This window comes from Kribbella speibonae (assembly GCF_004331375.1).
Lineage (GTDB): Bacteria > Actinomycetota > Actinomycetes > Propionibacteriales > Kribbellaceae > Kribbella > Kribbella sindirgiensis.
Genome location: NZ_SJKC01000010.1, coordinates 124,653 through 149,065, shown reverse-complemented (window position 1 = coordinate 149,065; position 24,413 = coordinate 124,653). Strand labels below are relative to the sequence as shown.

The 24,413-nt window shown below is 69.4% G+C and carries 21 protein-coding genes; 15 read left to right on the top strand and 6 right to left on the bottom strand.

Annotated elements, in window-relative coordinates; all coding sequences use genetic code 11:
* The first annotated feature begins 125 nt into the window (after positions 1 to 125).
* Genes E0H92_RS43200 through E0H92_RS43180 form a run of 5 tightly spaced genes read left to right on the top strand, consistent with a single transcriptional unit; the run spans position 126 to position 5,281 of the window.
* The gene (locus tag E0H92_RS43200) at positions 126 to 1,115 is read left to right on the top strand and encodes a LacI family DNA-binding transcriptional regulator (RefSeq protein WP_131500398.1); all 990 of its coding nucleotides are present in this window, start codon (positions 126 to 128) and stop codon (positions 1,113 to 1,115) included.
* Positions 1,112 to 2,032, top strand: coding sequence for a carbohydrate ABC transporter permease (locus tag E0H92_RS43195; RefSeq protein ID WP_131462967.1), 921 nt, complete (start codon positions 1,112 to 1,114; stop codon positions 2,030 to 2,032). Before E0H92_RS43200 ends, E0H92_RS43195 begins: the two co-directional genes overlap by 4 nt.
* A complete protein-coding gene (locus E0H92_RS43190; RefSeq protein ID WP_131462968.1) occupies positions 2,029 to 2,862 on the top strand; it encodes a carbohydrate ABC transporter permease in 834 nt (277 codons plus the stop codon). Before E0H92_RS43195 ends, E0H92_RS43190 begins: the two co-directional genes overlap by 4 nt.
* Before the next feature lie 8 nt (positions 2,863 to 2,870).
* Positions 2,871 to 4,148 carry an ABC transporter substrate-binding protein gene (locus E0H92_RS43185; protein WP_131500397.1) on the top strand — a complete coding sequence of 426 codons (1,278 nt, stop codon included), beginning with the start codon at positions 2,871 to 2,873 and terminating at the stop codon, positions 4,146 to 4,148.
* Positions 4,148 to 5,281, top strand: coding sequence for an ADP-ribosylglycohydrolase family protein (locus E0H92_RS43180; protein WP_131462970.1), 1,134 nt, complete (start codon positions 4,148 to 4,150; stop codon positions 5,279 to 5,281). Before E0H92_RS43185 ends, E0H92_RS43180 begins: the two co-directional genes overlap by 1 nt.
* Positions 5,282 to 5,284: 3 nt before the next feature.
* Here E0H92_RS43180 and E0H92_RS43175 read toward each other — a convergent pair whose 3' ends face one another.
* Both E0H92_RS43175 and E0H92_RS43170 read right to left on the bottom strand, forming a co-directional pair.
* Entirely contained in the window at positions 5,285 to 6,103 is an 819-nt protein-coding gene (locus E0H92_RS43175) for a discoidin domain-containing protein (RefSeq protein ID WP_131462971.1), read from the bottom strand.
* A gap of 12 nt (positions 6,104 to 6,115) precedes the next feature.
* On the bottom strand, positions 6,116 to 7,675 hold the full coding sequence (locus E0H92_RS43170; RefSeq protein ID WP_131500396.1) for an alkaline phosphatase D family protein: 1,560 nt from the start codon (positions 7,673 to 7,675) through the stop codon (positions 6,116 to 6,118).
* 80 nt (positions 7,676 to 7,755) lie between these two features.
* Here E0H92_RS43170 and E0H92_RS43165 point away from each other — a divergent pair, with 80 nt between their 5' ends.
* From E0H92_RS43165 to E0H92_RS43130, 8 genes are all read left to right on the top strand, one after another.
* Positions 7,756 to 9,054: an ADP-ribosylglycohydrolase family protein gene (locus E0H92_RS43165; protein WP_131500395.1), complete on the top strand. Its 1,299-nt coding sequence runs from the start codon at positions 7,756 to 7,758 to the stop codon at positions 9,052 to 9,054.
* 10 nt (positions 9,055 to 9,064) lie between these two features.
* On the top strand, positions 9,065 to 9,937 hold the full coding sequence (locus tag E0H92_RS43160; protein ID WP_238152811.1) for a ribokinase: 873 nt from the start codon (positions 9,065 to 9,067) through the stop codon (positions 9,935 to 9,937).
* Positions 9,934 to 11,922, top strand: coding sequence for an SUMF1/EgtB/PvdO family nonheme iron enzyme (locus E0H92_RS43155; protein ID WP_131462976.1), 1,989 nt, complete (start codon positions 9,934 to 9,936; stop codon positions 11,920 to 11,922). Before E0H92_RS43160 ends, E0H92_RS43155 begins: the two co-directional genes overlap by 4 nt.
* Positions 11,919 to 13,106, top strand: a complete 1,188-nt coding sequence (locus E0H92_RS43150) for a CaiB/BaiF CoA transferase family protein (protein WP_131462977.1) — start codon at positions 11,919 to 11,921, stop codon at positions 13,104 to 13,106. Before E0H92_RS43155 ends, E0H92_RS43150 begins: the two co-directional genes overlap by 4 nt.
* 1 nt (position 13,107) lies before the next feature.
* A complete protein-coding gene (locus tag E0H92_RS43145; protein WP_131462978.1) occupies positions 13,108 to 13,935 on the top strand; it encodes an HpcH/HpaI aldolase/citrate lyase family protein in 828 nt (275 codons plus the stop codon).
* A 176-nt stretch (positions 13,936 to 14,111) separates the two neighbouring features.
* Positions 14,112 to 15,704: a phytoene desaturase family protein gene (locus E0H92_RS43140; RefSeq protein ID WP_131500394.1), complete on the top strand. Its 1,593-nt coding sequence runs from the start codon at positions 14,112 to 14,114 to the stop codon at positions 15,702 to 15,704.
* Positions 15,705 to 15,891: 187 nt separating this feature from the next.
* On the top strand, positions 15,892 to 16,299 hold the full coding sequence (locus E0H92_RS43135) for a TIGR03668 family PPOX class F420-dependent oxidoreductase (protein ID WP_131500393.1): 408 nt from the start codon (positions 15,892 to 15,894) through the stop codon (positions 16,297 to 16,299).
* A gap of 123 nt (positions 16,300 to 16,422) precedes the next feature.
* A complete protein-coding gene (locus E0H92_RS43130; protein WP_131462981.1) occupies positions 16,423 to 17,655 on the top strand; it encodes an RNA polymerase sigma factor in 1,233 nt (410 codons plus the stop codon).
* Here E0H92_RS43130 and E0H92_RS43125 read toward each other — a convergent pair.
* From E0H92_RS43125 to E0H92_RS43110, 4 genes are all read right to left on the bottom strand, one after another.
* Positions 17,645 to 18,703, bottom strand: a complete 1,059-nt coding sequence (locus tag E0H92_RS43125; protein WP_131462982.1) for a class I SAM-dependent methyltransferase — start codon at positions 18,701 to 18,703, stop codon at positions 17,645 to 17,647. The two genes, E0H92_RS43130 and E0H92_RS43125, sit on opposite strands and share 11 nt — an antisense overlap.
* A 13-nt stretch (positions 18,704 to 18,716) precedes the next feature.
* Positions 18,717 to 19,694, bottom strand: coding sequence for a Gfo/Idh/MocA family protein (locus tag E0H92_RS43120; RefSeq protein WP_131500392.1), 978 nt, complete (start codon positions 19,692 to 19,694; stop codon positions 18,717 to 18,719).
* Positions 19,691 to 20,698, bottom strand: coding sequence for an alcohol dehydrogenase catalytic domain-containing protein (locus E0H92_RS43115; RefSeq protein WP_131500391.1), 1,008 nt, complete (start codon positions 20,696 to 20,698; stop codon positions 19,691 to 19,693). Before E0H92_RS43115 ends, E0H92_RS43120 begins: the two co-directional genes overlap by 4 nt.
* Before the next feature lie 62 nt (positions 20,699 to 20,760).
* A complete protein-coding gene (locus E0H92_RS43110) occupies positions 20,761 to 21,738 on the bottom strand; it encodes a LacI family DNA-binding transcriptional regulator (protein WP_131500390.1) in 978 nt (325 codons plus the stop codon).
* Positions 21,739 to 21,823: 85 nt separating this feature from the next.
* On the opposite strand from E0H92_RS43110, the gene E0H92_RS43105 reads away from it, so the two are divergent.
* Complete coding sequence (locus tag E0H92_RS43105) at positions 21,824 to 23,128, top strand: acyl-CoA dehydrogenase family protein (protein ID WP_131500389.1); 1,305 nt, start codon at positions 21,824 to 21,826, stop codon at positions 23,126 to 23,128.
* Entirely contained in the window at positions 23,128 to 24,330 is a 1,203-nt protein-coding gene (locus tag E0H92_RS43100; protein ID WP_131500388.1) for an acyl-CoA dehydrogenase family protein, read from the top strand. Before E0H92_RS43105 ends, E0H92_RS43100 begins: the two co-directional genes overlap by 1 nt.
* Positions 24,331 to 24,413 lie beyond the last annotated feature (83 nt).

The window sequence follows — 24,413 nt, the reverse complement described above, 5'->3', positions numbered from 1 at the left end:
CGCTGCGGTGGGTCACGGTGTGGTTGCGGCGTGGGGTTGGGGGTTACGTGGTGTTGACGGGGGTTTGGGCGGCGGCTTAATGTCGGGCTTGTAAACGATTACAAGAACGATTACAGGAGGTCGGCGTGAGTCGTCCGACGATCGCTGGGGTGGCCCGGGCGGCCGGGGTCTCGGTGGCGTCGGTGTCGCGCGTGCTGAACGGGCTGCCGGCCACCGAGGAGATGGTCGAGCGGGTCCAGCGGGCGGTCGACGAGCTCGGCTATGTACCGGACGCGCGGGCGCGGTCGCTGAAGGTCGGGCGGACGTTCCAGCTGACCCTGGCGGTCGCGGACGTCGGTAACCCGGTGTACGTGACGATGATGCGGGCGGTCGAGGAGGTCGTGTCCGCGGCCGGGTACCGGCTGGTCGTGACGACGACGGGGCCGGACGTGGTGGACGAGGTCGCGCTGGTTCGGGGGATGGCGCGCGGGTACGCCGACGGCTTGCTGATCAGCCCGCTCCGCGTCGACGAGGACCTGGTGAAGTCGATCCGCGAATGCGAGGTGCCGGTGGTGGTCGCCGGTAACGTCCCCGCGAAGGCGGGCGTCGACACCGTACGGGCGAATTCGCCGAAGGGGATGCTCCTTGCCATTGACCACCTGGCGTACTGCGGCCGGAAGCGCATCGCTTTCCTGAACGGACCCGCCGACACAGTCCCCGGTGCGGCCCGCGCGAAGGGCTTCGCCGAGGCGCTCAAAGCACATGACCTACAGCCCGTTGCGGTCGTCGAGGCGGATGACTTCACCTTCGCGGCCGGCCGCGCGGCAGCCCTCACCCTGCTCGCCGCCGACGGATTTGATGCGGTGATCTGTGCAAACGATCTGCTGGCAGTCGGGGTGATGCATGAGTTGGCGGCTGCCGGGCTCGAGGTGCCGGCGGATGTGGCGGTGGTGGGGATGGATGACAGTGAGCTGGCCGAGCAGAGTTTTCCGCCGTTGACGAGTGTGAACCTGGGGTCGGCCGAACGTGGCCGCCGGGCGGCTGAGTTGCTGCTGGCAAGGATCGAGGACAACGAACGGGCCCCGCGGCGGATCGTCGTACAGCCGTCGCTGAGTATCAGGAGGTCCACCCCGTGACGGCTACCCTCACGGCACCCGCGCCGGTGAAGAAGAAGGGCGGGCGGCCGAAGGCGAATCGCGAGGCGATCCTGCTCTTCCTGCCCGCGCTGCTGCCGGTGCTGATCCTGAGCGTCTACCCGCTGATCCGCGGGATCGCGCTGGGCTTCACCGACGCCCGCGCCGGGCTGCGCGTCGAGACCAACTTCGTCGGCTTCGAGAACTTCGGCAAACTCCTGCAGAACAACCTGTTCTGGGACTCGTTCCGGATCGGCGTGATCTGGACCCTGTCGGTCACGATCCTGCAGTTCGTCGCCGCGCTCGGCCTTGCGCTGCTGCTGAACACGAACCTCAAGTTCCGCGGCGTCGCGCGCACGCTCGCGCTGATCCCGTGGGCGATGCCGCCGGTCGTGGTCGCGATCATGTGGCGCCTGCTGCTGCACCCGACCAACGGCCCGGTCAACGAGGTCCTGCAGAAACTGCACCTCACCGACCACCCGATCAACTTCCTCGGCGACTTCGGTACGGCGCTGCCGGCCGTGATCGTGGTGGGGATCTGGGTCGGTATGCCGATGACGACGATCACCCTGCTGGCCGGCCTGCAAGGGATCGACCGCACGCTCTACGAGGCGGCCGCGGTCGACGGCGCGAGCACCTGGAGCCAGTTCTGGAACATCACGCTGCCGCAGCTGCGGACCGTGATCGTCGCGATCACCAGCCTGGACATGATCTGGAACTTCAACTCGTTCGGCCTGGTCTACGTCCTGACCGCCGGCGGCCCGGGCGGCAAGACGATGCTGCCGATGCTGTTCGCCTACAACGAGGCGTTCCGCTACGGCAACTTCGGAATGGCCGCGGCGATGGGTGACGTGATGGTGGTCATCATCATCGCGTTCCTGTTCTTCTACCTGCGCAACCGCCTGCGGAGTGAAGCATGAGGACGAGACCCGGCGTCCGCGCCCTCCAGTACGTCGCTGTCGTGGTGTACCTGGTCTTTCTCGGCTTCCCGCTGCTGTGGTTGATCTCCAGCTCGCTGAAGTCGCCGCAGGAGTTCGCGAGTATCACGCCGAGCCTGCTGCCGAAGCACTTCGACGTGTCCAACTACAGCGACGCGCTGAACGAGCAGGGCCTGGTCCGCGGTCTCGGCAACAGTCTGCAGATCTCGATCTACAGCACGATCCTGGTGCTGATCGTGGCGCTCCCGGTGTCGTACGCGCTGGCCCGTTTCCGGAGCCGCCTGCGTCCGCTGACGAACGGCTGGATCCTGGTCAGCCAGGTGTTCCCGGTGATCCTGATCGTGATCCCGCTGTTCATGATCCTGCGGCCGTTGCACCTGACGAACACGATCCCCGGCGTCGTGATCGTCTACATGGTCTGGTCGCTCCCGTTCGCCCTGTGGATGCTGCAGGGGTACGTCGCCGCGGTGCCGCGCGAACTGGAGGAAGCGGCCTCCGTCGACGGCGCCGGGCGGATCCGCACGATCGTCTCGATCGTGATGCCGCTGCTCCGGCCGGGGCTGATCGCGACCGCGATGTTCACGTTCATCTCGGCGTGGAACGAGTTCTTCTTCGCCCTGGTCCTGCTCCAGGACCCGGAGCTCAAGACCCTTCCGCTGGTACTCGCCCGCTTCGTCGGGGCCGAGGGCCAGGTGCAGTTCGGCCCGCTCGCCGCCGCCTCCGTGCTGGCCACAGTCCCCAGTCTCGTGTTCTTCGCCTTCCTGCAGCGCCGGTTGACCTCCGGCCTGCTCAGCGGCGCAGTCAAAGGTTAGGAGAGGTAATGAAGAAGGTATTGACCGCGTTGCTCGCGGCGGGAGCGCTGGTGACGCTCGCCGGGTGCGGAGGCAACAGCGACGACGGCGGTTCGGGGTCGTCGAACGAGAAGGTGACGCTCAAGTTCCAGAGCCTCGCGTTCCAGAAGACGACCGTCGCCGCGACCAAGAAGATCGTCGCGGACTGGAACGCCGCCAACCCGAACATCCAGGTCGAGTACGTCCAGGGCAGCTGGGACTCGGTGCACGACCAGCTCGTGACCCAGTTCCAGGGCGGGACCGCGCCGGACATCATCCACGACGAGTCCGCCGACATCACCGGTTTCATCAACCAGGGCTACCTCGCGGACATCTCGCCGTACCTGAGCCAGGAGACCAAGGACGCGGTGAGCCAGGGTGTCTGGGACACGGTCTCCAAGGACGGCAAGGTGTACGCCGCGCCGACCCTGCTGCAGTCGTACGTCGTGTTCGCGAACTCGGCGGCGCTCAAGACGGCCGGGATCACGGCGACCGGTGACTCGCTGAGCTGGGACGACCTGGCCGCGGACGCGAAGAAGCTGACCACCGGCGGCAAGTACGGTCTCGGCTGGGGCCTGAAGAGCCCGACCGCGACGATGCTGAACCTCGGCGTGAACTTCGACGCGAAGTTCTTCGACGGCTCCGGCAAGGACGCGAAGGCGACCATCGGCGATGCCGAGCTCGAGGTGCCGAAGCGGATCCACGCGATGGCGTACGACGACAAGTCGATCGACCCGACGTCGCTGACGCAGAGCGGTTCCGACGTACTGCCCGGGTTCTACGCCGGCAAGTACGGCATGGTTGTGGCCGGCAACTACGTCGCGCAGCAGATCCTCGAGGAGGCGCCGAAGACCTTCCAGTGGGAGGTGCTGCCGCCGCTGAAGGGCACGACCACCAAGCAGGCCGCGAACCCGCAGACGCTGTCGGTACCGGCCGAGGGCAAGCACATCGAGCAGTCGGCGAAGTTCATCGACTACTTCATGAAGGCCGAGAACCTGGCCGCGGTCGGCCAGGGCGACTGGCTGATCCCGACCACTCAGGCGGCCCGGGACGCGGTCCAGAAGGCGACCGGCGGCAAGAACGGCTGGCAGCAGATCCTGGCCAGCGGCGCCGAGCTCACCAAGGCGCCGTTCCAGAGCGTGGAGAACTACCCGCAGTGGAAGGACCAGATCGCGACGCCGGCGTTCCAGCAGTACCTGGCGAACAAGCTGGACACCGCGGCGCTGGGCAAGAAACTGAGTGATGGATGGGGTCAGGTCAACAACTGATGTCCTTATTGGAAGAGAAGGCGACCGGCGCTCTCGTCGGCTCCGCGGTCGGTGACGCGATCGGTGGGGCCGTCGAGGGCTGGACCCCGGAGGCGATCCGGGAGCGGCACGGCGGCTGGGTGACCGGCATCGTCGGCCCGTGGTACGACGACTGGCGGACGGCTCGCCCGATCGCGCCGTACCACAAGGGCGACGGGCACATCACCGACGACACGTTGATGACGCACGCGTTGGTCGAGGTGTACGACGAGCGCCGCTCGCACCTGGACGCCTACGCGGTCGCCGAGTCGCTGGTGCCGAAGATGATCGAGGGGACCCGCTGGGTTCCTGAACTCGAGGCGGACGCGTTGCTGCTGCAGCGGGTGTTCCTGGCCGAGAAGTGGCTGGTCGCCCGCCTGCACTACGGGCACGTCGATCCGCGCGAGGCCGGCGTCGGCAACATCGTGAACTGCGGCGCGGCGATGTACATGGCGCCGGTCGGGATCGCCAACGCGGGCGATCCCGAGGGTGCGTACGCCGAGGCGCTGGACGTCGCCGGTGCGCACCAGTCGAGCTACGGACGGGAGGCGGCCGCGGTGTTCGCGGCCGCCGTCGCGGCGGCGATGGTGCCGGGGGCAACGGCCTCGTCGGCGGTCGAAGCGGGATTGCGGCTGGCCAAGGACGGCACTCGGAGGGCCGTCGAGGCAGTCGTAGAAGCAGCCGACGGCGTGACCGATTGGGAACAGGCGATTCCCGTGCTGCGCAAGGCGATCGAGCCCTACGACACGGTCGGTCCGAACTACCGCGAGCTGTCGATGGACGCCCGCCGCCCGAGCCGTACCAAGGCGATCGAGGAGCTTCCGGTCGCGCTCGGCTTCGTGCTCGTCTCCGAGGGAGATGTACGCCGGGCAGTCCTGGGCGGCACGAACTACGGTCGCGACGCCGACTCGATCGCGTCGATGGCGGGTGCGATCACGGGAGCTCTCCAAGGTCAGGACGGCGTACCGGCGGACTGGGCGGACAAGATCGCCGAGGCGAGCAAGACCGACCTGGTGCAGCCCGGTCGGGTGATGGCCTCGGTCGTGCAGGACATCCGGGCGGCCGACGCCGAGCGGTGGGCCCGGCGGGCGGCCGCGTTGGACGCGCTGGTCTGAATGTCAGTTGCTGTAGGCCTCGAGTTCGACGATCCGGGAGTACCCGTGGTCGTTGGAGTCGTGGATGAGCAAGCGGACGGCATCGACGGCGCGCGGCTCGAAGGTGATGGTCACGCGACCTTGGACGTTGCCGCGGACCGCGCCGACCGTCGTCCACGTGCTGCCCGTGCGGACCTGAGCGTCGAAGTCGCGGATACCCATCACCGCCGCGGGGTAGGTGGTCGAGTCGAGGGTCTGCAGTACGACCCGGCCGATCGTGGTGGGTTGGACGAAGTCGACGCCGTACGTGTCGGGGAAGACGCCCTTGGTGTTGTCGTGCCAGCCGCTGGCGCCCCACTGGGCCGAGTCGGCGTTGCCGTCGACGCCGCCGCACAGCCGCATGTTGCCGTTGGTGGACGACGCCACGGCCTGCTCGCCGAGCAGCAGGTTGTCGCGGGCCGGGACGGGCTTGATGATGACCGGCACCTCGAGACGCTCCTTGCCGACGGTCAGGTCGACGGTGTGGGTCGCGGGCGCGGTGCCGCGCGGGACGGTGATCTCGAGCGGGGCCTTCACCAGTTGGTCGACGGGCAGGTAGCTGGAGAACTGGTGCCGGGACAGTGTGAGATCTGCGTCCCCGGACACGCGCATGTCGGCGATCGTCGGTTTGCGGCCGGTGTTGGTCATGCCGAGCATCACCTTGCCGGCCGGGAAGCACGGCAGTGGGACGACTTCGACCGGTTGCGGTGCGGCGCTGATCTCGACATGGTTGCCGGTAGCAACTGCAACGGCGGGGACGAGAAGGGTCAGCGGGACGGCGGCGAGGGCAACGCGTCGGAGCATGGTCGGGTCCGTTCAGGCGAGGTGGGTTCCGGGGTGGCCGTCCTCGACGACCAGGGTGGCGCGGGTGGACGCCGTACCGCCGGGCGTGACGACGCGGTCGACGATGCGGAACTCGGACGTCCACGCGCTGCGGTCGAGACGGCAGCTGAGGTAGCCGCGCTGGACGTTCTGGTACTTGACGTGCGGGTTCTCGGCGAGCAGCGCCCGTCCGGTCGCGTCGGCATCGACACCGTCCTTGCCGGACGAGATCGACGTGGTGACGAACTCGGTCCCGATCGCCGGCGTCGAAGGATCCGCGAAGTTCACCCGGAGGTCGGACGCGACGCTGCGGTGCAGGTCTCCGGTCAGTACGACGAAGTTGCGCACGTCCTGGTCGCGGACGCCGGACAGCACGCGATCGCGCGATGCGACGTACCCGTTCCAGGTGTCCATCGGGAGCTCGAGCTCCGGGCCGGTCTTGCGGTCGAGCTGGGCCATCGCGACCTGTTGGGCGACGACGTTCCAGCGGCTGGTCGATCGGCCGAGCGTGTCCAGGAGCCAGCGTTCCTGCGCGTCGCCGGTGATCGTACGGGCCGGGTCGGTCGACACTTCGTCCGGCGGCAGCCACCCGCCGGAGGAGGTCTGGTCGTCGCGGAACTGCCGCGTGTCCAGGACGCTCAGGTCGGCGGTTCGGCCGTAGCGGAGATGGCGATGCAAGCGGATCGACGGGCCGTCGGGGGACTGGTCGAGACGCAGCGGCATGTGTTCCCAGTACGCGCGGAACCCGTTGGCCCGGCGTACCAGGAAGTCGTCGTGCGGCAGGCCGTCCTCGGACACGTACCCGGCCCAGTTGCCTTCGACCTCGTGGTCGTCGAGCGTGACGATCCACGGCGCCGCCGCGTGCGCGGCCTGCAGGTCCGGGTCTGTCTTGTGCAACGCGTACCGGGCCCGGTACTCGTCGAGCGTGAAGATCTCGCCGGCGAAGTCGACCGGGACGGCCTGGTTCCGGACGCCTGCGGTCGGTCCGACGCCGACCTCGTAGATGTAGTCGCCGAGGAACAGCACGACATCGTGTTCCCGGCGTACGACGTCTTGGTACGCGGTGTAGAACCCGTCGTAGAAGGCCTGGCAGGACGCGACCGCCAGCGTCACGGCCGGCTCGTCGGACGGCGCGGGCGCGGTCCGCGTACGGCCGATCGGACTGATCTGACCCGCGGCACGGAAGCGGTAGAAGTAGTGCCGCCACGGACGCAACCCTCGTACGTCGACGTGCACCGTGTGGGCGTACTCCGGACGGGCGTGCGCCGTGCCGCGACGTACCACTCTGCGGAACGTGTCGTCCTCGGCGACCTCCCACTCGACGTTCACCGTGCGGTCGTCCATGCCGCCGAACGGTTCGAGCGGACCGGGGGCGAGCCGGGTCCAGATCACCACGGCGTCCGGCAGCGGATCGCCCGAGGCGACGCCGAGCGTGAAGAGCGGCCTTTTGTCGGTGCGATGCGATATCCCTACTGCATCAACGAGATCAGGGAGGTTGCCGGTCAGAGCGAGGGCGGCGGCGGTTCCGGTCAGAAAGCTGCGGCGGGTGACCATGCCACGGAGTATCAACCGCTGTTGAGAGAACGAACCAGGTGTGCGTTTCGCCTGGCGCAACAAGGGAAGGAAGCAGCCCGATGAGAATGACCTGGGTGCAGCCGGAGGACCTCCTCCCGCACCAACTGGTCCAGGCACGGTCGGAAGGGGTGGACGTCACCGACGTCCAGGCCCGCTGGCTGGCCGCCGGCGGTACGACGGACGCGCCGGTGTCCGGTGCCTCCGACGAGCCGGCGACGCCCGCGCTGCGTGCCCTTGCTCGCGAGCTGCTCGACGTGCTCGACGCCAGGACAGGGGAGTGGCGTGAGCCGGCGATTCCGGAGTTGCCGTCGCTGGGCGCGCCGGTCGATCTCGAGGCCCGGACGCTGAACGCATGGCTAGGGCGGATGGCCGGGAACCTGCTGGGCAAGCCAGTGGAGAAGATCCCGCGCGAGGGGATCCGGGAGATCCTGGCCAGCTCCGGGCAGTGGCCGTTGACGCGGTACATCACGGCCGTCGGCGTGCCGGACGAGGTGCGGCAGCGCTGGCCGTGGAACCGGCGTTCGAAGGTGAACAGCCTGCGCGAGGTCATCGACGGGATGCCCGAGGACGACGACATCAACTTCGCCATCCTGGCGATGCTGATGCTGGAGCGGTTCGGGCCGGCGCTGACCACGGACGACGTGGCGCAGAGCTGGCTCGGCGAGCTGCCGGCCGGCCGCGTGTTCACCGCCGAACGTGTTGCCTACCGCAACCTTCTGGAAGGCGTCGAGCCGGCTCGCGCGGCCGTCGTCGGGAACCCGTTCCGGGAATGGATCGGCGCCCAGATCCGGACCGACGCCTACGGCTGGGCACACCCCGGTAACCGGACCGCCGCGGCGCGGCTCGCGCTCGTCGACGCCCGGCTCAGTCACACCGGCGCGGGTGTTGACGGCGCACTCTGGGTCGCCGCGATGTCGGCCGCCGCTCTGGTCCTCGACGACCCGGTCAAGGCCGCGGTCGCCGGGCTGGACGTGATCAGCGATCAGCGCGCGATCGCCCGCGCGGTCCGTTTCGGACTGACCCTCGCCGATGCCGAGCTGGACGACGCGCTCGATGCCCTGCATGCGGAGTACGGCGACCTGCATTGGGTGCACGCGGTGAACAACACCGCACTCACCGCTTACGCGCTGACCGCCCCGGACTTCACCACGGCGATCGGCCGGGCGGTGATGGGCGGCTGGGACACCGACTCGGCCGGTGCCACGGTGGGCGCGGTTTTTGGCGCGACGCGGGGGGTTCCGGCAGAGTGGTCTGCACCACTGGACAATCGGGTGGCCACAAGCCTCCCGGGGATGAACCAGATCGCGATCGACGAGCTGGCGCGGCGGACTGTGGAGGTGGCCCGGGGTGGCGTGTGAGGTTGTTGTCGTGGGAAGCGCGAACGTGGACCTGGTGTTGCCGGTCCAGCGCATCCCGCGCCCGGGCGAAACGGTCCTGGCCGGCGCCATGGCCCGCGGCCCGGGCGGCAAGGGAGCGAACCAGGCGGTGGCGTCGGCGCGTGCCGGTGCGGCGACGGCGATGGTGGTCGCGCTCGGCGACGACGAAGGCGGCGCGCTGCTGCGGAGCGCCCTCGAAGGTGTCGACCTGTCGCTGGCGACGACCAGCGACGCCCCGACCGGTACGGCGATCATCACGGTCGAGGAGAGCGGTGAGAACTCGATCGTCGTCGCTCCCGGAGCGAACGGTGAGCTGACGCTGTCGCCGGCGGCCCTGGCCGCAATCGGACAAGCGAAAATCGTGCTTTCACAATTGGAGATCCCGTTCGCGACCGTCCAGGCGGCGGCCGCGGCGTCGAAGTACTTCATCCTGAACGCGGCGCCGGCGGCCGAACTGTCCGACGACCTGCTCGCGGAGGTCGATCTGCTGGTGGTGAACGAGAACGAGGCCGAGGCGATCGCCGGTCCGGACCGGTCCGCGCTGCTGAAGAAGGTGCCGGCCGCGGTCGTCACGCTCGGCGGGGCGGGCGCGGTGATCCTGACCCGGAACGCCGACGAGATCGCGGTTCCCGGCGTACCCGTGGAGGTCGTCGACACCACGGCCGCGGGAGACACGTTCTGCGGGGTGCTGGCTGCAACGTTAACTGCCGCATCAGCTAACGACTCGATCACCGGAAGCGACCTGACGAACGCGGTCCGACGCGCTAACGTTGCTGCTTCATTGAGTGTTCAGGCCGCGGGGGCGATTCCCTCGGTGCCGCACGGGGATGCGATCGACGCGCGTTATGCGGAGGTGTACCTGTGAATCCGCTCGAACCGCGGCCCATCGATCTACCCGCCCGGGTCGATCTGGGGCTCGGGACCGACTTGTCCTTCCTGGACGACGCCAAGATTCTCGGCGCGCCGGAGGACCCGGCCGACCTGCCGCGGTGGCGCGCGAAACTGGCCGAATGGCGGTTCGGCGCCTTCGAACGGACCCGGTACGACGGTAAGCATTACGACGAGCCCGGTCGCGAGTGGACCCAGACGGCGTACTCGGTGGCGCTCGTCTGGCTCTGGGACGACCTGCTCTACGACGTGCGGACCGGGAAGTTCACGCCGGAGAAGTTCGTCGAGCACGGGATCGCCGAGTTCGGCGGGTACGACGCGATCGTGCTCTGGCACGCGTACCCGGTGATCGGGATCGACGACCGCAACCAGTTCGACTTCTACCGCGACGTCCCTGGCCTGCGCGCGTTGATCGACGACCTGCACCGGCTCGGTCTGAAGGTGTTCTTCGACTACAACCCGTGGGACGTCGGCACCCGCCGCGCGGACCGCTCGGACGCCGACGAGTTCGCGGAGCTGGTCACGGACTACGCGGTCGACGGCGTGTTCCTCGACACCCTCAAGGAGGGCGACCCGAAGTTCACCCGCGCGATCCGGCAGGCGAACCCGGCGATCGCGCTGGAGGGTGAGTCGCGGTTGCCGATGGCAAGGATCGGCGACCATGCGCTGTCCTGGGCGCAGTGGTTCGCCGACACGCACGCGCCCGGCGTCCTGCGGGCGCACCTGTTCGAGCGCCGGCACATGATGCACCACACCCGCCGCTGGAACCGTGATCACAGCGACGAGCTGCAGTCCGCGTGGGTGAACGGCGTCGGCATGCTGGTCTGGGAGTCGGTGTTCTCCGCCTGGGTCGGCTGGAACGCCCGCGACCGCGCGACGCTGCGCCGGATGGTCGCCGCGCAGCGGGCGTTCGCGCCGGTGCTGATCGCCGGCGACTGGATCCAGCTGACGCCGGAGATCCCGGAGAAGGCCCGCGACCACGGCGTCTTCGGGTCCCGGTTCGATCTGGCCGACATCACGTTCTGGACGCTGATCAACCGCCACGACGAGGACTTCGACGGCATCGTGCTGCGCTCCGAGGACCAGGTCGGCGACTGGTACGACGTGACCTCGGGCGTGCCGATCACCGCGGACGACGACGGCGTCCACCTGACCGTGCCGGGGCGCGGTGTCGCCGGTATCGTCCGGGTCGGCGCGACCGCCGGCGCCTCGTGCCGGGCGACTGCCCGCCGGCTGGGCACGATGCCGCGGGCGCATGTCAGCGAGTCGGCGTTCCCGATGCGTCCGGCCGAACTGGTGCCCGTGCCGGTCGTCTCCGGCGGCGCCGAGCTCGGTCCGACGGTCGACGTACCGGCGGGGGAGCGGACGCTGACGGTCCGGCACCGGCGGCGCGAGACCGGGCTGTACGACACCGCGCCGTACGTCGAGGAGTGGAAGCCGCTGCCGCCTCGGCTGCACGACATCCAGACGGTCGAGCGTGAGGTCTCGCTGCCCGGTGTCTCGGTGGCTGTCGCCGAGGTGACCAACGCCGAGTACCTGGCCTTCGTGCAGGCGACCGGTTACCGGCCGCTCGTCGCGAACCGGTTCCTGCAGCACTGGGTCGACGGCGCTCCGGTGCCCGGGACCGAGGACCAGCCGGTGACGTACGTCGAACTGCCGGACGCGCGGGCCTACGCCGCGTGGCGTGGCGGCCGGCTGCCCACCGAGGACGAGTGGCAGATCGCTGCGTCCGCCGACGGGTTTGTCAGGCGCGAGCCCCTGGTGTGGAACCTGACCGAGAGCGAGTACCGCGACGGCCGCAGCCGGTTCTGCATCCTCAAGGGCGGTTCGCACTACACGGCCGAGGGCTCCGATTGGTACGCCGACGGCGGGCCGCAGGACCCGGAGGTCAGCTTCAAGCTGGTGCTGACCGGCGGCGGTCTCGACCGGTCGGAGAACATCGGCTTCAGGTGCGCCGGATGAGGCCTGCTCCGCTCGACGGGGTGAAGGTGCTGGAGGCGGCGACGCTGTTCGCGGGACCGCTGGCGGCGACCTTCCTCGGCGACTTCGGCGCCGACGTCACGAAGATCGAGCACCCGTCCCGCCCGGATGCTGCGCGCACGCACGGCGCCTCGAAGGACGGCGTCGGGCTCTGGTTCAAGACCCTCGGCCGGAACAAGCGGCTCGCGACGCTCGACCTGTCGCGCGGGCGGGACGTGTTCCTCTCACTCGTTCAGCAGAATGACGTCCTGGTCGAGAACTTCCGGCCCGGCACGTTGGAGCGCTGGGGTCTCGGGCCGGACGTGCTGCTCGAAGCGAACCCGCGGCTGGTGATCGCACGGGTGACCGCGTTCGGGCAGGTCGGGCCGTGGTCGCGGCGTCCCGGGTTCGGGTCGCTGGCCGAGGCGATGAGCGGGTTCGCGGCCGTCACGGGTGAGCCGGACGGTCCGCCGACGTTGCCGCCGTTCGGACTCGCGGACGGGATCACTGCGCTCGCCACGGCGTACGCCGTCCTGGTGGCGTTGCGCGAGCGGGACCGGTCCGGGGCCGGGCAGGTGATCGACATGGCGATCATCGAACCGATTCTGATGATGCTCGGCGGCGGTATCACGGCGTACCAGCAGACCGGGTACGTGCAGCCGCGGCTCGGGAACCGCTCGTCGAACAACGCCCCGCGGAACGTGTACCGGACCCTTGACGGCCGATGGGTGGCGGTGTCGACATCGTCGCAGAGCATTGCCGAGCGGGTGGTGACGTTGGTGGGCCGGGCCGATCTGGTCGCGCAGCCGTGGTTCGCGACCGGGCGGGAGCGGGCCGAGCACGCCGACGAGCTGGACGAGGCGGTCGGGACATGGATCGCGGCGCGGCCGCTGGAGGTCGTGATGGCGGAGTTCGAGAAGGCCGAGGCCGCGGTCGGGCCGGTGCACGACATCCGCGGGATCATGACCGATCCGCAGTACGCCGCGCTCGGGACGATCGTCAGCGTGGACGACGACGAGCTCGACGGGCCGGTGCAGATGCAGAACGTGCTGTTCCGGCTGTCCGAGTCGCCGGGAGCGATCAAGTGGGCGGGCCGGCCGCACGGCGCGGACACCGACGAGGTGCTCGCCGCGATCGGCGTCACGCCGGATCAGCTGGCGGCGCTGCGCGCGGCAGGAGTGGTGTGAGGTGCTGACGGCGCTGTACGTTCCGGCCAACCGGCCGGACCGGTTCGCGAAGGCTGTTGCCGCGGGCCCCGATCTGGTGGTGTTCGATCTCGAGGACGCGGTACCGGTCGCCGACAAGGCGGACGCGCGCGGCTGGGCGGTGGCCTGGATCGCGGTGAACGCGCAGGGGCCGGTGGAGGTCCGGGTGAACGCGCTCGGCACACCGTGGATCGCGGACGATCTGGCGGCGATCTCCGCCGTACCCTCGGTGCGGATCCGGTTGCCGAAGGTCGAGAGCGCGGCCGATGTGCGGGCGGTGCTCGACAAGGTGCCGTCGGCAAGGCTCACCGCGCTGATCGAGTCACCGCTGGGCCTCGAGCGGGCGTTCGAGATCGCCACCGCCGACCCGCGTATGGTCGCGATCGCGCTCGGCGAGGCGGACCTGTCGAGTGCGCTCGGGGTCGACGGCCCGGAGGGTCTCGCCTGGGCGCGCGGTCGGCTGGTGTCGGCGTCCCGGGCCGCGGGCCTGGGCGCGCCGATGATGTCGGTCCACCCGAACGTGCAGGACCTGGACGGTCTGCGGCGTACGTCGCAGGAAGGCCGGGCGCTCGGCTTCGTCGGGCGTACGGCGATCCATCCCCGGCAACTGGCGACCATCGTCGAGGCGTTCACGCCGACCCCCGCCCAGGTCACCGCGGCAGAGGAACTACTGGTGGCCGTCGAGAAGGCAGACGTCGCGACCGGCGGCGTGATCGTGCTCCCCGACGGCCGCATGGTCGACCCCGCCATGATCGGCCGCGCCCGCGAGGTCACGACCCTCATGCAAGAGATCGAAGCCCGGTCACGTTGAGGGCATGGGTGGTGGCTCCACGCCTACTGCGCGGCACTCGGCACGGCACCTCGCCGCACTGGAGCAAAGGCGACGATGAAACCACATCGACGCCTTCGCTCCAGCACGCCGAGCCACCGCACCGAGCACCTGCTCGCTACGGCGTGAAGCCACCACCCATGCCCTAAGCTCGAAGCATGCTGCCGCGCAGTGTTGATGCCGTGGTGATCGGTTCGGGGCCGAACGGGCTGGTGAGCGCGATCACGCTTGCCGACGCGGGCTGGGACGTGCTGGTGCTGGAAGCCGCCGACACGTTCGGCGGCGCCGTCCGGTCGACTGAGGACGGCGGCTGGATCAGCGATCGTTTCAGTTCGAACTACCCGCTCGGGGTCGCGTCACCGGTGCTCCGGGCGCTGGAACTCGAGAAGTTCGGCCTGAAATGGGCGCATGCGCCGCTCCCGCTCGTCCACCTGCTTGACCCCGACGGCACGTCCGCCGCGATCCACCCCGATCCTGAGGACACCGCGAAGTCGCTCGGCGCCGAGCACCCGGGCGACGGTGACGCGTGGTTGCGCCTGTATCAGCAGTACGTGTCGATCCGGGAGCCGCTGCTGAACGCGCTGCTCACCACCTGGCCGCCGATCGGGCCGGGCCTGAAACTGGCCCGGAAGCTCGGTTCGGCGGGGGAGCTGCTGCGGTTCGCGCGGTTCATGGCGATGCCGATGCACCGCATGGGCCAGGAACTGTTCGACGGGCGGCACGGGCCGGCGATCATCGCCGGGAACTCGCTGCACGCGGACGCGCCGTTGTCCGGCAGCGTCAGCGGGACGATGGGCTGGCTGCTCGCGATGATGGCCCAGGACGTCGGCTTCCCGGTCGCGGAAGGCGGCTCCTCGGCGTTCTCCGGCGCGATGGTCCGACGCGCCGAGCGCGCGGGCGCATTGCTCGTCCCTGGTACGCCGGTGACCGGTCTCGACGTGTCTGCGGGCCGAGTGACCGCCGTACACACCGCCTCCGGCGAGACCGTGACCGTCGAGCGCGCTGTCGTCGCGGACACCTCCGCCCCGGCGCTGTACGGCGAGTTGTTGCCGCAGGCCCTCATTCCGGGCGGGTTGCGGCGGGACCTGGACGACCGGTTCGAATGGGACTACCCGACGGTCAAGCTGAACTTCCGGCTGAACGGCCCGATCCCGTGGACGTCGTCGGAGGCACGGTCCGCGGGCGTCGTGCACCTCGGCGGCACCGCGGACGATCTCGTGCACCTGTCCGCGGATCTCGACACCGCGCGGGTGCCGTCGCAGCCGTTCCTCCTGATCGGGCAGACCACGAAGGCGGATCCGACCCGCTCCCCGGACGGCACCGAGGCGGTCTGGGCGTACGCGCACCTGCCGCGCGGGATGGCCGACGACGCCGCGGCGGAGAAGCTGGCCGGCCGGATGGAACGCGCGATCGAACGGTTCGCGCCCGGCTTCGGCGATCTCGTCATCGACCGCGACCTGCAGCGTCCGTCGGCGCTGGAGTCCGGGAACGCGGCGCTCGGCCTCGGCGCGCTCGGCGGCGGGACGATGCAGCTCCACCAGCAACTCGTCTTCCGCCCGACGATCGGCCTGGGCAGTGCCCGCACCTTCGTCGACGGCCTGTACCTGGGCAGCTCCGCCATCCACCCCGGCGGCGGCGTCCACGGAGCCTGCGGCCACCTGGCCGCCCGCACCGCCCTCCGCGACACCTCCCTCCTGGGCCCCCTGACCCGCAAACTCCCAACCAAAACCCTCCGCCACCTGCAACGCTGACCCACCCACCCCACCAACGCCACGCGACGCACCCCACCCATCTCGCGCCCAGCCCGAGCGCCCACGCCGCATTTCCCTGGCTAACCCACCAATTACGGGGTTCCTGAGCATGGTTCAGGGTCAGGAACCCCGCATCTCGTGGGTCAGCCAGTCAAATGCGCCGGGAGGCGGGGGTTAGGGTCGGGGGGTGCGGTTGGATGAGGCGGCTTGTCGCGGGCGGGTGGCGGCGGCTCGGGTTGGGCGGTTGGCGACTGTGGGGGAGGACCTGCGGCCGCACATTGTTCCGGTGACGTACGCCGTTCACGCGGACGACCTGTTCATCGCCGTCGACCAGAAGCCGAAGTCGACGACCGCGCTGCAGCGGCTGCGGAACATCGCCGCGCACGAGCGGGTCGCCGTACTGGTGGACGAGTACGACGAGGACTGGACGCATCTGTGGTGGGTCCGGGTCGACGGGGTCGCGCGCGTGGTGCCGGAGGACGCGGCGGCGGTCGGGCTGTTGTCCAGGAAGTACCCGCAGTACGAAGCCGATCCGCCGCAGGGCCCGGTGATCGTGATCCGGGCTGACGGATGGTCGGGCTGGTCGTTCACGTGACAGCTCGACAGGAGGTGTCCGGTCCGAGCTGGCGTGCGCACGCTCAGCACGCCGGCCGATCGGCCCCAGCGGACGTATACGTACTGTCGAACTGCACACTGGCCAGCGCGTAGGCTCGGCGGGGTGAATGTGGAGGGGTTGTTACGGGAGCTCGCGCCGCAGGTGCTGGGGTTTCTGGCTCGGCGGCACGGGCAGTTCGACCTGTGTGAGGACGCCGTACAGGAGGCGTTGCTGGCGGCGGCGACGCAATGGCCGGTGGACGGCGTCCCGGCGAACCCGCGGGGCTGGCTGATCACGGTCGCGACGCGGCGGCTCACCGACGCGTTCCGGAGCGAGAACGCGCGGAGGCGGCGTGAGGACAACGTCGCGGCGATGGCCGGGCGGGAGGAGCTGGTTTCGCCTGCCGCGGACGTGGACGAGGCACCGGACACCGACGACACGTTGACGTTGCTGTTCCTGTGCTGCCACCCGGCGGTGACGCCGGCCTCGCAGGTCGCGTTGACGTTGCGGGCGGTCGGCGGTCTGACCACCGCGGAGATCGCGCGTGCGTTCATGGTGCCGGAGGCAACGATGGCGCCGCGGATCAGCCGGGCGAAGAAGAGCATCAAGGCGGCGGGCAGCCGGTTCGAGATGCCGCCCGCCTCGGAGCAGGCGGAGCGGTTGCGCGTCGTACTGCAGGTGCTGTACCTGATCTTCAACGAGGGCTACACGGCCAGCTCGGGCGAGGAGCTGCAGCGGGTCGAGCTGACCGCCGAGGCGATCCGGCTGGCGCGGATGCTGCGAGCCGCGCTGCCCGACGACGGTGAGGTCGCGGGTCTGCTGGCGTTGATGTTGCTGACCGACTCACGCCGCGCCGCGCGGACGACCGCGGACGGCGGCCTGGTGCCGATCGACGAGCAGGACCGATCGTTGTGGGACCGCGCGCAGATCACCGAAGGCGCGGACCTGATCCTGCACACGTTGCAGCAGGGCGCGGTCGGGTCGTACCAGTTGCAGGCCGCGATCGCCGCCGTGCACGCCGAGGCGCCGAGCGCGGACGAGACCGACTGGCGGCAGATCCTCGCGCTGTACGTGCTGCTCGAGAAGCTCGCGCCGAACCCGATGGTGACGCTCAACCGCGCGATCGCGCTCGCCCAGGTCGAGGGCCCGCAAGCGGGTCTCGACCTGCTCGCGACGCTCGAGGACGACAAGAACATCACCGAGACGCACCGGCTGGACGCGGTACGCGCGCATCTGTACGAGCGCGCGGGGGATCCGGTCAAGGCCCACGAGCATTACCTGGCCGCGGCCCGCCGTACGACGAGCCTCCCGGAACAGCGTTACCTGCAGGCGAAGGCCGACGCGGTCACGGGATGAGCCGGTAGAAACGCCAGTACGTCGTCCGGAACGGGAGTACCTGCACCTCGGTGAAGCCCGCGTCGGTGGCGTAGCGCCGTAGCGTCGCGGGCCGCATCACGGCTCCGGTCGCGGCCGACTCCGGATCGCCCATCGCGCTCGGCAGGCACGACATCAGGCTCCAGCCGTAGTGATAGCGCTCGACGTCGGACGCCGGCGCGGTGAACTCCTCCTCGACGAGCTCGTCCGCGATCAGGACCGTTCCGCCGGGTGCCAGCATCTGCCGCGCGGTGCGGAGCGCGTCGACCGGCCGCGGCATGTCGTGCAGTGCCTCCAGGATCGTGACCAGGTCGAACTGCCCGCTCTGCGTGGCCGCGTCCGCGACCGAGAACGTGACCCGATCGCCCAGTCCGGCCCCGATCGCCTGGTCAGTTGCCGCGGCGATGGCGGCTTCGTCGAGGTCGACGCCCTGCACGGTGATGCGTGGATAGGCCTTGGCCATCGCGATCGAGGACCAGCCGGTGCCGCAGGCGAAGTCGGCGACCCGGGCCGGTGGATCGGCACGCAGCCGCTCGTCGATCTCGGGGATGGCCGGCAACCATTCCTCGCCCAGGAGGTTCAGATAGCTTGCCCGGTTGGGATCCGCGCGTCCCTCCGGTGCCCAGGGCAGCGGAGGTGGTGCACCGCCGGTGCGGTACGCCTCGACCAGGCCGGGCAGCATCCGGGCCGCCCGGGCGAGCTCGACTCCCTTGTAACCGTGGTAGTCGACGTGGTCCGGATCGGCCAGCACCGGTACGTGCTCGGGCGGCAGGGTGTAGCGCCGTTCGGTGGGAGCCGCGGTCACGTCGTCGATGTCGACTAATCCGCTGGCGGCGTGGTGTTCCAGCCACTCACGGATGTAGCGCTCGTTGGTGCCGGTGCGTTCGGCCAGCTCGACCGACGTCGCCGGGCCCTGCTGGGCGAGCGACTGGTACAGCCCCAGACGCTCGCCGAGGTAGATGGAGTAGAGCTCGAGCGCCGCTCCGGCGTTCCGGAAGATCCGCTCGACGAGTGCGTTGGTCCGGTCCATGAACGGATCGTACTCAGGTGACGCTGACCCGCCGTTCTGTCTCGTGGGACTCGATGGCGGCGTGGGCAAGTGCGAGGGCTCGGCGGCCGGCGCGGGCGTGGACCGGCGGCTGGTCGCCGGCGCGGAGTGCGGTGAGCAGCGCGTCGACGTGGCGGTCGAAGGTGCCGGCGAAGTTACGGGCCTCGTCGTCGAAGTACGTCGAGTGCCAGCGCTGCTCGACCGGGTCGCCGGCCTTGGAGAACGTCAGCGCCCGGACGGTGTCGTGGATGACGAGGCGGCCCTTCGTGCCGTTGACCTCGATCCGTTGCGTGTCGGGGTACGCGTACGACGAGTCGTACGTGCCGAGCATCGTGCCGACGGCGCGGTTCTCGAAATCGACCGCGAGCGCGAGCGTGCTGAACGCGCCGTACGTCTTGTCGGTCAGGTGCGCGGAGACCGCGGCGATCGGGCCGACGAGGTGTTCGAGCATGTCGAAGCCGTGGCACTGGGTTTCGATCAGGTTGGCGTGCGGGGACCTGCCGTGGTTCGCCTCGCCGCCGAAGCGCCAGGTCGCGAAGATCAGGTCGCCCAGTTCGCCGGCGTCGATGAGTGCCTTCGCGCGCTGCACGGGTTCGGCGTACCGGTGGTTGAAGTTGATCGCGAAGAAGCGGTCGCTTGCTTCGTCCAGCAGCGTGTCGGCCTCGGCGAGGTCGAAGACCAGCGGCTTCTCGACCAGGAGCGGTACGCCGGTCCGCACCAGCTTCAGCGTCACGTCGTAGTGGTCCTCGTTCGGCAGGCACACCGTGACGAGCTCCGGGCTCTCGACGCGCAGCATCTCGTCGAGATCGGTGTACGGCGTCGCGCCGTACCGCTCGGCCCGCGCCTGGGTTCGGGCCGGGGTGCGGCCGCAGACCGCTACCAGTTCGGTGTCCTCGCGGCGGGAGAAGATGCGCGCGTGGTGCTCGCCCCAGCCGCCGGCGCCAACTACCGCGACCCGGAGCCGCGCCGTCATGCGGCGCCGTCCTGGGTGACGACGACCTTGCCCGTTTCGCCGGCCATGAACAGGCGGAACGCCTCCGCGATGTCCGCGACCGGGAAGCGGTGGCTGATCACTCGTCCGATCAGCTCCTGATGTTCTGCTAGCACTGCTAGATTTCCGGGCATCTCGTCGTACCGGAAGTACTCGCTGCCGAGGACGGCGTGTTCGGGGCTGATCAGGTCGCGGGACACGTCGAGCGTGACCGATTCGCCGTGGCCGACGCAGATCAGGGCACCGCGCTGACTGAGGATGTCGAGCGCCGCGCGGCGGGCGGACTCCTTGCCGGACGCGTCGAACGCTACATCGGGGTTCCCGGCTTTGGTGAGGTCGTCGGCCAAGAGCGGGATCGCGCCGAACGATTCGGCGAAATCGAGACGCCAGCGGGAGAAGTCGGAGATGTAGACCGGTACGTCGGCGCCGTACTTGAGCTTGCTCATCACCGTCAAGCCGAGCCCGATCGGGCCGGCGCCGGCGATGTAGACGCTCTCGACGTCCTGCCGGACCAGCGCCGCGCGGCCGAGCGCGTGACTGCTCGTACCCATCACGTCGAGCAGCATCGTGGCGTTGCCGATCTCGATGTCGTCGGTGATCGGGAAGAAGTTGGACTCGTGCACCAGCTCGTACGGGCCGTAGCCGCCGTCGTGGGTGAAGCCCATTTCGGCGCGCTTGGCGGAGCACTGGTTGGTCGCGGCGTACTTGCAGCTTCGGCAGTCGCCGCAGAAGTCCATCAGGAACACGGCGCCGCGCGTGCCGACGGGCGTGCTGGTGCCGTCACCGGTCTGCAGGACGGTGCCGGCGGCTTCGTGTCCGGGGACGACGGACGAGCCGTCGTAGTACTGGTGGCGGTCGGTGCCGCAGAGGGCGTTGGCCTGGACGGCGAGGAGCAGCTGGCCGGGTCCGGGGTCCGGGTACTCATGGTCCGCGAACTCGATGCTGCCGGCTCCGGTGAACCTGGGGGCGAGGGCGGTACGCGTCATGCTGCCGGAATTTACTACGTAGCAAATCCTGCCCACAAGGGGTTGCGGGTGAGCAGTGGGGTTCAGCGGCTGGTGCTCTCCCGGACGCGGAGCTCGTAGCCGGCCATCCGGTGCTGCGGGACGTGGTCCTCGTCCAGCTGTTCCGCGAGCAGGTCGAGCGCCATACTCGCGATGTCGTCGAGCAGCGGAGCGACCGTACTGAGCGACGGCGTCGACAACCCGGCCTCGACAATGTCGTCGAACCCAACCACCGAAACCTGCCCCGGAACATCGATCCCGGCCCGGCCCAATGCCCGCAACGCCCCCAGCGCAGCGGAATCATTCATCGCAAAGATCCCGTCGGGGACTGCTTTCTCGGTGAGCAGTGCGGTGACGGCTTCGGCGGCCGCCGCAGTGGTCCAGTCACACTCGACGATCAGCGGCGCGATCCCGTACTTCTTCAATGCCGCCTGATACCCCTGCCTACGCAACTGATACGACCGCCTGGGCCCGTGCCCCGCACCGAGCAGAACGATCCGCCGCCGACCCGTTTCAAGGAGATGGCTGACAGCAGCCTGCGCGGCCTCACGATTCTTGATCCCGACATGGTCGATCGCGCTCCCCGGCTCCCGATCACCGATCAGCACCACTGGATGCGTACTGCGCTGATCCGTCCGCCCGAGCGACACCGCACTCATGATCAACCCGTCAGTGAGAATCTCACCCCCACCCCGAAGCAGCTCGAGCTCGGTCTCGTGCCGCCCTCCGGTGGTCTCAACCAGAACCGTCGTAGAACGCTCCCTCGCAGCGGAAACCACCGCCTCAGCAAGATCCGCGAAGTACCGCTCCCGAAACGTCGGAACAGCCAGCGTCACGGTCCCCGTACGCCCGGTCCGCAGCCGCCGCGCCGCCGTGTTCGGCCGGTACCCCAACGCGTCGAGGCTCGCCTGCACGCGAGCCCGAGTAGCGGGGGAGACGTGAACGTAGTTGTTCACCACGTTCGAGACGGTCCGCTGCGAGACACCCGCGTGCCGGGCCACGTCGGACATGCTGACCGCCACCGCTGCACTCCTTCTGCGCCTGAGTTGGTCAGGCTATACCGGAGGAAGCGTGACCTGAGTTGTAACTTCGGTTTACAGTAGCGGCATGAGCATTCAGGAGCGGACGCGCGGGCGGCGGGACGCGATCGGCGTCGGGGTCGCCCTGCTGAACCGGCTGGCCCAGTGGCGGGCGATCGACCGGCTCGGGCTGCGGAAGCCGGCTGAGCGAGCGGTCTTCGAGGCGACCAAGACCGGATTCCGGACGGCAGGAGCGCTCTCCCGGCGCTTCTCGGCGGCGTCGAAGCTGGCCGCGCCGTCCCGGCTGCCCGCGGCGAAGGGGACCGGGCGGTTCGACCTGACGCCGACCGAGGACCAGCAGATGATGGTCGACGTCGTCCGCTCGTTCGCCGCCGACGTACTGCGTCCCGCTGCCGCCGCCGCGGACACTGCCTGCGTCACGGACCCGAAGGTGCTGGAGTCGTCGGCCGAGCTCGGGCTGAGTCTGATCGAGGTCCCGGAGGAGCTCGGCGGCATCGTCACCGAGCGGTCCGCGATGACCGGCGTACTGGTCGCCGAGGCGCTCGCACACGGTGACCTGGGGCAGGCTGTCGCGTGCTTGGCGCCGTCCGCGGTCAGTACGGCGATCTCGCTGTGGGGCGACGAGACGCAGCAGGCGACGTACCTCCCGGCCTTCACCGGCTCGTCGGTGCCGGCGGCCGCGCTAGCAGTGCTAGAACCGCGGCCGTTGTTCGATCCTTTCGAGCTCCAGACGCGGTTCACCGGCGGCCTGCTGAACGGCGTGAAGTCGCTGGTGCCGCGGGCCGCCGAGGCGGAGCTGTTCGTCATCGGTGCCCAGACAGACGCCGGGCCGCGGCTGTTCGTGGTCGAGCCGGACCATCCGGGCGTGACGATCGAGGCCGAGCCGTCGATGGGGCTGCGGGCCGCTTCGCTCTCGCGCGTCATCCTGGTGGACGTTCCGGCTGTCCCGCTGGGTTCGGTCGAGGACTACGCCGAGTGCGTGCGGTTGTCGCGGCTCGGGTGGTGCGCGCTGTCGCTGGGTACGGCGCGGGCGGTGCTCGACTACGTCACGCCGTACGTCAACGAACGCACGGCCTTCGGCGAACCGATCAGCCATCGGCAGTCGGTGGCGTTCATGGTCGCGAACATCGGGATCGAGCTCGAGGGCATGAAGCTGGTGACTTACCGGGCCGGATCGCGGGCGTCGCAGGGCCTCCCGTTCGCGCGGGAGGCGGCGCTGGCACGGCGGTTGTGTGCGGAGAAGGGCATGCAGATCGGGACCGACGGCGTACAGCTGCTCGGCGGGCACGGGTTCGTGAAGGAGCATCCGGTGGAGCGGTGGTACCGCGACCTGCGGGCGATCGGCGTGATGGAAGGTGCGGTGCTGGTCTGATGATCAACCTCGAGACTCCTCGCAAGTTCAGGGCCTTCGTCAACCAGGCGCACCAGGTCGCGGCCGAGATGCTGCGCCCGAACTCCCGCCGGTACGACCTGGCCGAACACGAGTACCCGGTCGAGCTGGACATGCTCGCGGCGATGGTCGACGGATTGGGTGCCTCGGGCACCGGTTCGGGGGCGGGCGCTTCCGGCGTACGGCGTACCGCTGCCGCCGAGGACGGCGTCGTCAACGGGTCGAACCTGTCGTCGGTGCTGTCGATCATGGAGATGTGCTGGGGTGACGTCGGGCTGCTGCTGTCGATGCCGCGCCAGGGCCTCGGCAACTCGGCGATCGCGTCCGTCGCGTCGGACGAGCAACTGCGGCGCTTCGACGGCGTGTGGGCCGCGATGGCGATCACCGAACCGGGCTGCGGCTCGGACTCGGCCGGCATCCAGACCACCGCACGGCTCGACGGCGACGCCTACGTCCTGGACGGCGAGAAGATCTTCGTCACCGCCGGCGGCCGCTGCGACGCGGTCGTCGTCTGGGCGACCCTCGACAAGTCGCTCGGCCGGGCCGCGATCAAGTCGTTCGTGGTCATGAAGGACACGCCAGGCATGACCGTCGAACGCCTGGAGCACAAGCTCGGCATCCGCGCCTCCGACACCGCGACGATCCGCTTCGAGAACTGCCGCGTCCCGGTCTCGAACCTGCTGGGTTCCGCGGACATCGACAAGGGTTTCGCCGGCGTCATGCAGACCTTCGACAACACCCGCCCCCTCGTCGCCGCGATGGCGGTCGGCTGCGCCCGCGCCGCCCTGGAACTCACCCGCGAGCTGCTGTCCGAAGCCGGCGTACAGATCGACTACGACCGCCCCGCCCATCTGCAGAACGCCGCGGCCGCGACGTACCTGTCCATGGAGTCTGACTGGGAAGCCGCCTACCTCCTCACCCTCCAGGCCGCCTGGATGGCCGACAATGGCCAACCCAACTCCCTCCAAGCCTCCATGGCCAAAGCCAAAGCCGGCCGCACCGCCAACGAAATAACCCTCCGCTGCGTAGAACTAACCGGCCCCCTCGGCTACACCGAACACCACCTCCTAGAGAAGTGGTCCCGAGACAGCAAAATCCTGGACATCTTCGAAGGCACCCAACAAATCCAGCAGTTGATCGTGGCGCGCCGCCTACTTGGGAAGACGTCAGCTGAGCTCAAATAGCCTTGCTTACAAGGAGTTCCGCCTTTCCCAGACCTCCGGCTAGAGCAGTCCGGGGCCTGGGTCGGGAGGCTCGAGCTCCGAGC